General features: G+C 41.8%; 10 protein-coding genes and 1 pseudogene. 2 read left to right on the top strand and 9 right to left on the bottom strand.

Features of this window, described 5'->3' with window-relative positions:
* The first annotated feature begins 76 nt into the window (after nt 1-76).
* A complete protein-coding gene (locus tag C5469_RS07370) occupies nt 77-940 on the top strand; it encodes a YicC/YloC family endoribonuclease (RefSeq protein WP_166304419.1) in 864 nt (287 codons plus the stop codon).
* Nucleotides 941-1,633: 693 nt separating this feature from the next.
* Here C5469_RS07370 and C5469_RS07365 read toward each other — a convergent pair.
* From C5469_RS07365 to C5469_RS07355, 4 genes and pseudogenes are all read right to left on the bottom strand, one after another.
* Nucleotides 1,634-2,584, bottom strand: a complete 951-nt coding sequence (locus C5469_RS07365; protein ID WP_166304416.1) for a hypothetical protein — start codon at nt 2,582-2,584, stop codon at nt 1,634-1,636.
* A gap of 302 nt (nt 2,585-2,886) precedes the next feature.
* Nucleotides 2,887-3,105 carry a hypothetical protein gene (locus C5469_RS24420; RefSeq protein WP_207628824.1) on the bottom strand — a complete coding sequence of 73 codons (219 nt, stop codon included), beginning with the start codon at nt 3,103-3,105 and terminating at the stop codon, nt 2,887-2,889.
* A 57-nt stretch (nt 3,106-3,162) separates the two neighbouring features.
* Nucleotides 3,163-3,291, bottom strand: a pseudogene (locus C5469_RS24415) (Fic family protein); the annotation flags it as partial.
* Nucleotides 3,284-4,705, bottom strand: coding sequence for an MFS transporter (locus tag C5469_RS07355; protein ID WP_207628822.1), 1,422 nt, complete (start codon nt 4,703-4,705; stop codon nt 3,284-3,286). The gene C5469_RS07355 and the pseudogene C5469_RS24415, both read right to left, overlap by 8 nt.
* Before the next feature lie 88 nt (nt 4,706-4,793).
* On the opposite strand from C5469_RS07355, the gene C5469_RS07350 reads away from it, so the two are divergent.
* Nucleotides 4,794-5,459, top strand: coding sequence for a helix-turn-helix transcriptional regulator (locus C5469_RS07350; protein ID WP_166304410.1), 666 nt, complete (start codon nt 4,794-4,796; stop codon nt 5,457-5,459).
* A 28-nt stretch (nt 5,460-5,487) separates the two neighbouring features.
* Here the strand turns inward: C5469_RS07350 and C5469_RS07345 are convergent, their stop codons facing one another.
* From C5469_RS07345 to selB, 5 genes are all read right to left on the bottom strand, one after another.
* The gene (locus C5469_RS07345; protein ID WP_166304407.1) at nt 5,488-6,705 is read right to left on the bottom strand and encodes an MFS transporter; all 1,218 of its coding nucleotides are present in this window, start codon (nt 6,703-6,705) and stop codon (nt 5,488-5,490) included.
* A 47-nt stretch (nt 6,706-6,752) separates the two neighbouring features.
* Nucleotides 6,753-7,673 carry a PfkB family carbohydrate kinase gene (locus C5469_RS07340; RefSeq protein WP_166304404.1) on the bottom strand — a complete coding sequence of 307 codons (921 nt, stop codon included), beginning with the start codon at nt 7,671-7,673 and terminating at the stop codon, nt 6,753-6,755.
* 121 nt (nt 7,674-7,794) lie between these two features.
* Nucleotides 7,795-8,022: an ADP-ribosylglycohydrolase family protein gene (locus C5469_RS07335; protein WP_422615851.1), complete on the bottom strand. Its 228-nt coding sequence runs from the start codon at nt 8,020-8,022 to the stop codon at nt 7,795-7,797.
* Between the two features lie 463 nt (nt 8,023-8,485).
* Nucleotides 8,486-10,141, bottom strand: a complete 1,656-nt coding sequence (locus C5469_RS07330) for an LTA synthase family protein (protein WP_166304401.1) — start codon at nt 10,139-10,141, stop codon at nt 8,486-8,488.
* A 131-nt stretch (nt 10,142-10,272) separates the two neighbouring features.
* Nucleotides 10,273-12,132 (bottom strand): selenocysteine-specific translation elongation factor, encoded by a 1,860-nt coding sequence (selB, locus tag C5469_RS07325; RefSeq protein WP_166304398.1) that lies wholly within the window; start codon nt 12,130-12,132, stop codon nt 10,273-10,275.
* Between the last annotated feature and the right edge of the window lie 46 nt (nt 12,133-12,178).

Genomic DNA, 12,178 nt, shown 5'->3' with positions numbered 1-12,178 from the left:
AATGGGTCTAATGCCTATCCTACATCTACGACGAGCGTTATAATCCCTTAATCTTTTGTTTAAATGGGAACGAATCATGATTCGTAGTATGACTGCTTTCGCACGGCGAGATATCAAAAGTGAATGGGGAAATGCCGCTTGGGAACTACGTTCCGTTAATCAGCGTTATTTAGAGACTTATATCCGCCTGCCAGAACAATTCAGAAGTTTAGAACCGGTGATCCGTGAGCGTATTCGTTCCCGTCTGACTCGCGGAAAAGTTGAGTGCAACCTACGTTTTGAACTGGACTCACGCACTCAGGGAGAACTCATCTTAAATGAAACCTTGGCAAAACAATTGGTGCATGCGGCAAATTGGGTCAAACAACAGAGTCATGAAGGTGAAATCAACCCTGTTGATATTCTGCGCTGGCCAGGCGTTATGGCTGCGGAAGAGCAAGATCTGGATGCTATCAGTACCCAACTGTTGAAAGAATTGGATACAACACTGGATGCCTTTATTCAAAGCCGCGAAACCGAAGGTACCGCACTCAAGACGATGATTGAACAACGTCTGGATGCTGTCACCGAAGAAGTCAGCAAAGTTCGCCAGCAGATGCCTGAAATTATGCAATGGCAACGGGAACGCCTGCAAACCAAGCTGGAAGAAGCTCAGGTACAGCTTGAAAATAATCGTCTTGAACAGGAGTTAGTTCTGCTAGCTCAACGCCTTGATGTAGCAGAAGAATTGGATCGCCTGGACGCTCACGTCAAAGAAACCCGCAATATCCTGAAGAAAAAAGAGGCCGTTGGCCGCCGTCTGGATTTTATGATGCAGGAATTCAACCGCGAATCTAACACACTCGCATCCAAATCCATCAATGCCGATATCACTAATTCCGCAATTGAATTGAAGGTGCTGATTGAGCAGATGAGAGAGCAGATTCAAAACATCGAATAGCGTTTCATAACCTCTCATCACATTCCCAAAAGCCAGTAACGCACAGATATTGCTGGCTTTTCTTATTTCAGAAGATTGCATAGAGTCTCGCAATAGCACATGATTAAGGGGTATACCTTAAATACCTAAAACTCGCTTAGGTGTACCCGCCTTAAATTATTGGAAATTGCACAATGCCAAAGTTCACAGATAAACAAATAAGAGCGGGAATAAAATCCAGTTAATGATTCGAAAGAAAATCGGATGGAAACGGTTTATATTCTATACGAGAAAATTATAAACACCCTGTTTGGCGTTTCCGTTACAGTTATAGCGTCATATGGATCGGTTCATATGGCGATCTATCCCTGCTAAAACTCGTGAAAGAGTAAAAAAACTCTCTCGGCCAGAGTTGAAGTGTACTAATCAAAACCAGTACAGATTATGCTTCATTAAATACACTTTTATTTTTCGACAATCTCTCTATCTGGCTTTCCATATTAACAGCAGTATTGCAGTTTTCATTAGGCTTCATACAAAGTGGAATAAGTGTAATCATTTTCCTATCATTCCTAACTATACTTTTCCTGTTAAATTATTTAATCTTGATCAGACGCAATATTAAAATCTAGTTTATATGAAGTAAAAATCAGAAAAACAATAATTGCTTAATAAGCAACCCAAAAATATAATAACAAATAAGTTTTTATTCTGTTATCTTCTTGTTGGTAGCGGGCTTTCTTTATTTATATCAATAAAGTCAAGATTAAACATATCAAAGTTTATATATTCTTTACCTGTTTTAGGTGATTTAAAATACTTTGGTTTACCATATATAAACACAAACCCAGTGGGCTTAGCCATTGAAGATATTTTTGCTAAGCGTCTTATCATTAGATTCTTTATAGGGTATTTATCAATAATTTTATCACTAACAAAAAACGATGCTTGCAATATTTTTCCTTCATTGTCTTTGAAACCTTTCTTAAATTTTATCTTATATCCTTTCTCATATCTATCTACATAAGCCCATCCATAATAAACTATGTCATACTCTGGTAAGCTCTTGAGACTTTGCTCCCAAACGCTCTTTAAAAATGATGAGTAGGGAATATCTTGACCTTTCACGTTTATTCTTCTATTTTTTAATGAATCATCGGAAATATACCGAAGATACCTACCGACGATTGTCCTTACTGAATATAATTTACCTATAGTGCCGATTTGTTTTAAATTATATGATGTGTTTTTTGTTATATACCTTTTCCTTTCCAAGACGCTTTTTTCAATATTATCCCGATTGGAATTTTTCGATTCATAATATGAATCCGGTCTTTTGAGAGAAAAAGTATCCACTACAGATAGATCAACAGATTTTTTTTCAGCGGCTTGAGCGGATACAATCAACTCTGTAATCTTAAGTGGTACCTTCCTAAATATTTCACATTGTTCATCGTGCTTACCATAAACTCTGAAATGAGGCACCACTTTCATGTTTTGTGATTCTTCATCTAAATTTGCGCATGTCACTTGTGCCATGCAGTTTTCACCAGGGCATAAAAATGCTTTTTTATCTGTAATTTTACCTGCCCAAAAAAACTCATAAGCTCTGTCAGCATCAAGAAAGTCTTCGATTTCAATAGAGAACGCGACATCAATAGACATATATAACCTCACCAAGAAGATTCTCATAAGAATATCTTAACTTATAACCTAATCGCTTTTTATGATCAACTAATAGTATTGGTTTCATGTACCAAGTTGACGTACCAAATAAAGATAAAAAAACCATTTAATATCAGTCAAATAAAAAATACAATGAGCATATTCAGGATACTGAGTAAGTTTCCATACAGACTCAAATGTCTTATGACTAATTACAAGCCCATGTAAATACGGGCTCTTAAATGCCCTAAAGTCTTATACAGCGCACTTTTGTGTTGTACTTAAACTGTACTTACTAGGTTTTAAGTACATCTCGGAGCAAGTGGATATATAGGAAAACTACAGACATACAGATCCGAACATGGATAAATGGTTTGCTGAGCGCTCAGATGGTAGAGGCAATCGCTCGCGGGCATACTTTTAATGATGGTAATAAGCGGACAGCGCTCTTCGTTACCATAAATAATTTCACCAGTTGCCTGATTACTAAGCGTTGTACCGGGAACTTTGCGAATATTCATATCAGTAGCTTTAGTCGGCTACAAACTTCAATAGCTGTATTCATGCATAGTGGCCGCCAAGTTAATAAGTAACCCCTGATTAGGCAACAATTCACCAGCTTGCTTAAGCTCAGCCAGCGCAGCTCTGGCGGGTATACAAGCTTTTAATACTGCAATGGACTCCATCACTTTAACAAGATTATCCAACTACCGGCCCAATCTTCGCCGATCTCCACGCAGTAAACAACGCTAATAATGGTGCGATAGCAAATATCAGGAACAACCAGTGTGCAGCAGAAGCGGCACCTGCTACACCACCGGGTTCGTTAAGCCCTGAAAGGTTCACTACCATACCCGCCAATGCTGATCCAAAAGCTGTAGCAAATAACTGCACCGTTGTAATTGAAGCGCCAGCGATATCTTTATCGGCATCTGACGATATCTGTAAGATGCGAGTTAACAAATGCGGCCAACCAAAACCGATACCAAATCCCACTAAAGTCAGTGCAATCACAATAGGTATCATCACTTGCCAATGTCCAACTGAGGGATGTGATAACATCAAAGACAGAATTAACATACCTATCAGTACGAATATCGGCCCACTGATAATTGCCCGGCGAATACCCGCTCCACGCCAGCCTGCACTAATTATCTCTGCAACAGTCCAACCTGCTGCCATTGCCGCGGCCATATAACCGGAAACCAACGGTGATTGACCATGCAATATTTGCAAGAAATATGGGATAAATACTTCACTGGTCATGCCAACCACCAACAATGAAATAGTGGCAAATAGCACCGCATGAGGTGAACCCAAATGTAATGCACCATGAGGTAACAAACGTATTACTGAACGACGTTCATAGCAAATTAGTAATATTATCAGAACTAATGCCAGCATAATTCCCGCAAAATTCAGCTTCACACTTTCAGATACGCTGCCAGCAGAAACTATCAATACCGCCCCCGCTAATAAAACTAACTGCACCAGTGGCAATGCTGCTTTATTCTGACCCTTTGGTTTACCTTTGGGCAAAATTAAGTAAGTGAAAACCGCATACAACAACATTATTGGCAACATGATGCCAAAGGCATAACGCCAGGCATGCATCTCAGCAAAGATCCCACCCACGGCGGGACCAACCAACGTCGCAACACCCCACATTCCAGATATCAACGCCATTGCTCGAGGCCAAAGCGCCTGTTCAAATACCAGATTGATCAACGCATAGGAGAGTGCAAACAACAGTCCTCCACCAAAGCCCTGGACAGTTCGCCCAATCAGCATCACTTCCATCGTTGGCGCAAGCGCACATAATAAACTGCCAAAAAAGAATAACAGCGCCGCAACCAGATAAGCATTACGCGAACCCTGTGAATTAAGCAAACGTGCAGATAAGACAGAACCAATAATAGAAGCGACGACGAACAGAGTCGTATTCCAAGCATAAAGGTTCAGGCCACCAATATCCTGTACAACGGAAGGTAAGATAGTTGTTGCAATTAAAATATTAATCGCGTGTAACGCAACTCCCAACGATAACGCCAAAGCACTGGCCGCATTTTTACCGGAGAACAAATCTCTCCAATGGCTTTCATTGGTTATTATCACAGTCATTATCCTGCATTAGTATTGAGTTAATATGGGTCTTGCGTTAAATTAAACAAGAATTTTCTTGGAATAAATTAAGACGAGCCGAAGCAATATGTCAAGCAAAAGCTTTGAAAATAGCACGATAGTTACACAGTCCGTTGGTGAAAGATTACTGATGTTATTGAAAACCCGTGGTCCTCAACAGGCTTCCGATGCCGGAAAAATACTGGGAACAACGGGAGAGGCCGCCCGGCAACAATTTGTGAAGTTAGCTAAAGAAGGACTCGTAGAAGCTATCGCAGAAGCACGAGGGGTTGGTCGTCCAATCCAGCTTTGGCATTTAACAGCCGCGGGTCATGCGCATTTCCCAGATGCACATGCTGAACTAACAGTACAACTATTAAACACCATCCGTAAGCAGTTGGGTGAAAAGGCAATAGATTTGTTAATTGATACCCGCGAGCAGGAAACCCGTATTAATTACCAGCAGGCAATGAATGGGGCGGCTAACCTACAAGAACGAGTCGAGCGTCTGGTTGCCATAAGGTGCCGTGAAGGTTACATGGCTCAGTGGTCGCATACCGAAGACGGCGCCATTTTACTGGTAGAAAACCATTGCCCCATTTGCGCTGCCGCTACTACCTGCCAGGGTTTTTGTCGCGCTGAGTTGAACGTTTTTCAGGATATACTTCAAGCTCAAGTCAAACGAGTAGAGTACATTCTCACCGGTTCACGACGCTGTGCTTATCACATAACTGACCATATTCAACCGGAATAATGCGATATCCTTGGCAATACTAGCCTGACTAAACGACTCTGCTACTTTCTCTATTGCCTTCTCCGTTAAACATAAAAAACAGGGCGCCAGTCAATAATATCAACCCACCACATATTATTAAAAGAGATTGAACACTAATATAATCAGCAACTGGACCAAACAACACCATACCTAATGGCAAAGAACAGGACATAGATATTTGGACTAAACTAAATACCCTTCCCATCATCTCAGGTTTAACCTCTTCCTGAAAAGTTGCTACTATCGGTGCGTTAAAACAAGGCATTATCATGCCCAAAAAGACGTTTAATGCCAGATAAAGCGGGAACCAATACGCATAGCCAAGAGCAATCGTAAATATACCAGAAAATGCGCAAGCTACTGCCGTTATACGCAGTTTATTTTTATATTCACTCAAGAAAGAAATCAGCAATCCGCCTAAAACTGCTCCCGCACTAAATGTCACTTCATTCATAGCTAAGCGCCATGATTCTTCACCAAATGTTCGGTTAACCAATAGTGGCGTCAAAAACGCAGCAGGGCTAACCAGGAAGCAGTCACAAATCAGGAAAAGCAAAAGATTTCTAATTATCTTATTCTCTCGCAGATAGCGAAAACCAGCTAAAATCGCCTGAAATTTATTATCCGGCATAGAATCAGAAGCTACTGTGGGAATAGGAATAAATGCAACAATACTAATGCCAATAATGGCAGTTACCACATCCACTAAAAAAATATTTTCAAGCGAAGTTTGAGAATACAAAAAACCACTGATGGCAGGAGATGCCAACATCATTAGTGAAGTCAGAGAAGTATTAATACCATTGACCCGCAATAGTTTTTCTTTCGGGACCAGTTGTGGAATGATGGCACTCACTGCCGGAGTCTGAATTCCCGTACAAAATGAACGGAGAAGCAGAGCCACAAATAGCAATTCAATGCTCTTGAATCCGAGCATAAAAGAGATCGCCAAGCCAAGAGTCACTAATGCAATTAACGCATCAGAGGCAATACTGAGCAACTTACGGTTGTAAGTATCAGCCCAAACACCCGCAAATAAAGAGATTAATACCTGTGGAAGAAATGCACAGAGTACCGAAATAGCCAGCATTTCTCCCGATGAAGTACTTAAGGTGATATACCAGACGATCGAGAACTGGACAATGGAAGAACCCAGCAGAGAAATTGTTTGAGCCGATAAAAATAAAGCTGTTTTTCGTTTCCAATCTGGCAGTATTGCACTCATTTTAGCGACGCCCCTTAATATTTAAGAGATGTAGTGTCTGAAGATGATTATTCAAACACAAACTCCTCTAGCTCTTTTATAGTTGGTGCACCAGCAGCACCAGAACGGTTGACAACAATGGCAGCAACACGATTGCCAAGCTTAACAGCATCTCTCAGAGACATTCCTTGTGATAAACCAGCCAGTATGCCACTACTATGAGCATCACCAGCTCCGATGGTATCTACCACTTTCACCTTATAGGCAGGAACATGTTCAGGAGTGCGATCAGGCAAGCATATCCATGCACCTTGTGAACCTAACCGACAGATAATAATGATTTTTCTTTTACTGGAGTAACAGCTAGCCTGAGTGACAGAATCGCCTGCTCCACACAACATAGCAACCTCATCACGGTTCAGAGTCAAAATGGTTCGGTCAGCAGGTAATGCATTAATGAAGGCAGGATCTATCTCTGGTAAACGCGGACCAAAATCCAGCAGTAATGTCTGCCCAAGAGGTAAAGTCAGCAACCAGTCACACAAAATCGCCGTAGTTTTACTTGCCATAACATAACCACTGGAATAGAGATACCCCTTTTCCGGAAGAGTAATAGAAGAGAGCATTGCCGCACTCCAGTCAACTTCACAACCACTAACGGAAACAAAGCTTCTCTCACCATCCGGCTCGACCATTGCCAGGCACCAGCCATTATCAAGACATGAGTTGATTAACGTAACCTTAAGCCCAAGAGCTTGCATCTCTTTAGTTACCCGCTCACCCCAATATCCATTACCGACAGGAATACCATTAATCACAGGGACTTGCAGACGGACCAAAGCCCGAGCAACGTTAAAACCTGAGCCGCCGATCTGCTGCTCGACTTCTCTCGCTTCCCGGTCTTCACCACTACGAGGAAGCTTTGGTAAACTGAGAACAATATCTCCCGCAGCCGCACCGATAACAGTAATCGGCAGTAACCCGTCCATCAGACTCTCCTTTTTCTGGCTAAACATAAGCCATAGCCCTGCAATGAAGAAAGAGACAAATAGCCCAAGGCTGTAATCCTCACCTACAGGCCATCAATAAACCCTTTTTGGTAACCCATGTTTACGGTGGATAAAGATCGCTTACCGCACAGCCAGAAATGGCTCCAGCCATGGTACCGATGGCGTCCGCATCTCCCCCGAGGTTGGCGCAAAAAATCGCACACCGAACCGGATAACCATCAACTAAATCCACCATGGCCAGAGCACAAGAAACAGACTCCATGATGTCCATTCCGGCACCAATAAAGTCATAAAGTTCTTTCAGTTTATCCAGCCAAAATGCTGCCACTTATTGCAAAATCCATAGTTCAGAAGACACACCGAATACTTGACCATAGCCAAAGAAATAACCAGGAACGACATCTGATGCAGGTTTAGTCATCTTTAATTCCCGAACAAAATGCATAAGAAATATTTACACTTTAACATTGGCAGGGACCAAATAAGAATCGGCCTGTATAATTATGTGATACCAGTCTAAATCCATTGGTCAGACTGACATTTCATTTACATATTTATGTGCACTGAATATATTGAATTCTCAATATTATCAATGATATTGAATGATTTTATTGACCGAATATGCGAACAATTTAATAATAGAGGGGATAATCATCTCTATTATTCTGTTACAACAAATGGTGAAAGCGTAACTGAAAAATAATTAAAAAAGGTTAGAAAAAGTTTACCGACATTTAAAATACAGCAAGTGCCATATTTATATGGCACCCACTCGCTTAGTACTTTGTGATTTAGTTTTTATCAGCAACTTTCAGTTGCTGATAAATATAGTATTTGTAACTATCTACCAGCTCTTTATCCTGACAATCATCCAGCGCTCCTCGACAGAGATGGCGCATCGTCATATTCGCCCGATAAAAAGGTGAAACATTCAGTTTAGCTCTCTCCATAATCATTCCACCAAGGTATGAAATATCAGTCAACTCATCAGCCTGAACCGGTTCTCCCTGTTTCAAATTATCCCGCATGGTGAACTGAGTGATATAACCCGGATTTGAAAATACACTATTGTATTGATTTAAGTTGATATTAGGCTGATGATCACCGAAATAAAGGAAAATGGTCGGTTTTTCCCGTTTAGCAACAAACTCGCTGAAATCTTTGATTGCCGGATCAGAGGCTTTGATTTTCTCCATATAGTGGCTGAACTTACCAGCTGCCTGTGAATCTCTCACATGCCCGGAAAGTCCGTAATCATCAGAATGATCTTCATCATATGGGCCGTGTTCATACATAGTCAGTGAGAAAATAAACAGCGGCTTATCAGTTTCCTGCGCCAGGATTTTTTTCACGTAATCCAACATGCTCTGTGTAGGGATAGTCCACAGATTTTCATCAAGACTGGCGGGATAGCCTAATTCCTGCGGTTGAATAATACGATCAACCCCCAGAGTCTGGTAAGCATGACCAGAGTGATAAGAGGATTTATTAAATGGTGTCAAAACAACGGTGTAATAGCCATTTTGTTTCATCTCACGGAATAAACTGTATTTCAGGTGATCGACGATAAAATAAAAAACAGCATTTTTACGTGAACCAAAATCATCCGTATTCAAACCTGTCAGAGCAGAGAATTCGGATAACCAAGTACCACCGCCAAAAGTTTGTACCCTCATTGCGCTCTGTGCACTAACCCCGGCATTCCGCTGGAACATATAAAGATTAGGTAGCCGTGAATCATCCGGTAACTGATAGATATGTGGGGTAACCGTTGATTCCTGTAATAACATCACCACATCTGGTTTGATTTCCGACTGCGGCACAGGCAGCGTGACACGCTTAGCCAGTTGCAGGAAATAATCAGATGATTGGCCAAACTGAGGAGTATGATATTTGGCATCTTTAGCTGACATTACCATATTGGTGACGGTACCACGCCCTTTTGGTAGTGAAGATTCCCACTGCTCTCTAAACGCATTAGCGGTAACATTCACTTCCCATACACAGATTACAACCAGCACCAGGCTGGCAATTCGCCATTTGAAACCACGGAAAGGTGATGATTTTTTCCAACTGAGTATCATATTAAAAATCAACCAGATAAACATAGCAACAACAGCCAAACCAGCTAGCCAATAGTGCCGCAATGTTTCCTGATTGGCAGGATCAAACATCAGGTTTAGGTCAGAGAACATGAGCTGTTCTTTGTAATAATGAACTTTTATCTGATTGAGAAATTTAAAGATAATAAATAGTGTTCCGGTAAAGGCGGCAGAAAATAGTAACCGGGCCGAAACAAAAAACACCATACCAAATATTACGCCAAACACACCGAGAGCTACCAATGCTGGGTAAATATCATCACTATCACTTTTTTCAAAAACCAGTATTAAAGTTGCAATAAACAATAATCCCAGATAAACACTCGATATTATCTTCTTTTTCATATCGTACTAAATCCAGTCAATAGAAAGCTCATGTTAGTAACAGTCGGCAAAAATAACACAGGCAAGTTAAATCAATCGAACCAAAACTGTAATTTTGCTGATCCTGTCCACTTTTTAAACACAAAAAATCATCAAAACAATCCATGATCCCTGAGAATATGTAATTCAGCCTGACGACGAGTAAAACCGCTGCGATCAAAGAATTCCAGTATCTGAATAGCCAGTTTACGGCCAATACCCAGTTCATCACGAAAATCGGCGGCAGTGATCGCACCATGATTTTGATTAAACTTTCGGATAAGTTCCGCGAATTGCTGCATTCGTTGGCTACAATAATAGCGATCAGGAACAATGGCCGTAATATGTCCCAATTGCGCTGCTTTTTTCAATAAACTGCGAATTGTCACCTCTTCTTCCTTTAAATCAGCAGCCAAGTCACGTACCCACCAGGGATCATCTGAAAAATAGGGAGCTATTCGCTGCCACAGTTTTTCCTGTTCGTCACTGAAAGCCAAACCATGTTCAGGAAGATATAACCAACCACGAGCTTGTTCTAATTGCCCATTATCGAGCAATACATCGATCAGAGTATAAACTAGCGCTTCATTCAACGTTGGCAAAGCCATCCGCTTTAAGCGTGCTCTTCCCAAACCCAGTTGATCAGCATGTTGCTGATGATATTCAGCTAAAACCTGTAATAGTTTCTGTTCTGCCAACTCTGCATGACTCTGTGATAACACCATACCACCAGCAATAATCACATCCATATCAGCAACTAACTGATGGAGAGTCTCGTCCGTTAACTGACGCGCCCAAGAAAAATGGTTAACAGAAAGTGCCCCCCGTGATAAATGGAGTACTAAATTAGCAGCATGATCCGATGTTCTGGCAAGCAGGGTGAGCCAATACAAAAACTCTGGCTGACGCTTACCACGGCGAGGAGAATTTAGGTTTATCACTCTTGCTCCGGCAAGTGTTCTTCTGGCACTGATATCGCGCAATATCAATCGGTCGTTCTCAACCAGCCATAATGGGCGATCAAGTACCAGTTCAGCCAACAGAGGCTGATCAGAAAGCTGATTTAGTAATGAAACCCGGCCAGTGATATGGCTGGCAGCATGATGAATATGAAGAGATTGCCAATTTCGCAAAGGCTCATCAGTTTCTAGTTCTACCAGCACCTTCTCCACATTCTCAAAGGGCTGTTGGGAAAGTAGCCAATCACCACGGGAAACCTGCTCTTTACTAATATCACCGGTGATATTCAGTGCAATACGCAGCCCGGCCTGAGCCGTATCTGTCTGTTGATTCTGAGCATGCAAGCCACGCACCCTGACTGGCTTATCACTGCCCGTCAACCAGAGGATATCCCCCACACTGACGCGGCCAGCCAATGCCGTTCCCGTCACCACCAAGCCCGCGCCTTTTACACTGAAAGCGCGATCTATCACCAAACGAAAACGCTGATTTAACTTTTCATGTTGTCTGTTTTGCTGGTGTAGCTGCAACAGATGCCGCCGCAAAGGGGCAATACTCTCTTCATCGGTGACTGCGGTAACAAACAAAGGAGGATCAATCCAACCCTGAATTGTCAGCTCATGTTCAATCTGTTGGCGGACTTCAACTACCCGCTGCCATTCCACCCGATCTGCCTTAGTGAGCGCAACTGTAATTACAGAGCAACCAATCAAACGCAAAATAGCCAAATGCTCTTTGGTTTGAGCCATTACCCCATCGTCACAGGCAACTACCAGCAAAACATGATCGATACCCCCTATCCCTGCCAACATATTAGCGAGAAATTTCTCATGTCCGGGCACATCAACAAAACCAACCGAAGACCCATCTGGTTGCGGCCAATAGGCATAACCCAGATCAATGGTCATACCTCGTTTTTTCTCTTCCGGCAAATGTGCCGTATTAACACCGGTAATAGCTTGAATCAACGTAGTTTTACCATGGTCAACATGACCTGCGGTGGCAAAAATCATATATATTTTCAGAAAATTATGGTAGTTCCAGAAAATTATGGCAGTT

Origin of the sequence: Photorhabdus cinerea (genome assembly GCF_011189575.1) — a bacterium.
In the GTDB taxonomy this organism is placed as follows: Bacteria; Pseudomonadota; Gammaproteobacteria; order Enterobacterales; family Enterobacteriaceae; genus Photorhabdus; species Photorhabdus cinerea.
This window is presented reverse-complemented; position numbering and strand designations above follow the sequence as displayed.

Excerpts from the sequence above, each read along its gene's own strand:
- C5469_RS07370 (WP_166304419.1), top strand. The coding sequence starts at position 77 with ATGATTCGTAGTATGACTGCTTTCGCACGGCGAGATATCAAAAGTGAA.
- C5469_RS07365 (WP_166304416.1), bottom strand. The coding sequence starts at position 2,584 with ATGTCTATTGATGTCGCGTTCTCTATTGAAATCGAAGACTTTCTTGAT.
- C5469_RS24420 (WP_207628824.1), bottom strand. The coding sequence starts at position 3,105 with ATGAATATTCGCAAAGTTCCCGGTACAACGCTTAGTAATCAGGCAACT.
- C5469_RS07355 (WP_207628822.1), bottom strand. The coding sequence starts at position 4,705 with ATGACTGTGATAATAACCAATGAAAGCCATTGGAGAGATTTGTTCTCC.
- C5469_RS07350 (WP_166304410.1), top strand. The coding sequence starts at position 4,794 with ATGTCAAGCAAAAGCTTTGAAAATAGCACGATAGTTACACAGTCCGTT.
- C5469_RS07345 (WP_166304407.1), bottom strand. The coding sequence starts at position 6,705 with ATGAGTGCAATACTGCCAGATTGGAAACGAAAAACAGCTTTATTTTTA.
- C5469_RS07340 (WP_166304404.1), bottom strand. The coding sequence starts at position 7,673 with ATGGACGGGTTACTGCCGATTACTGTTATCGGTGCGGCTGCGGGAGAT.
- C5469_RS07330 (WP_166304401.1), bottom strand. The coding sequence starts at position 10,141 with ATGAAAAAGAAGATAATATCGAGTGTTTATCTGGGATTATTGTTTATT.
- selB (WP_166304398.1), bottom strand. The coding sequence starts at position 12,132 with ATGATTTTTGCCACCGCAGGTCATGTTGACCATGGTAAAACTACGTTG.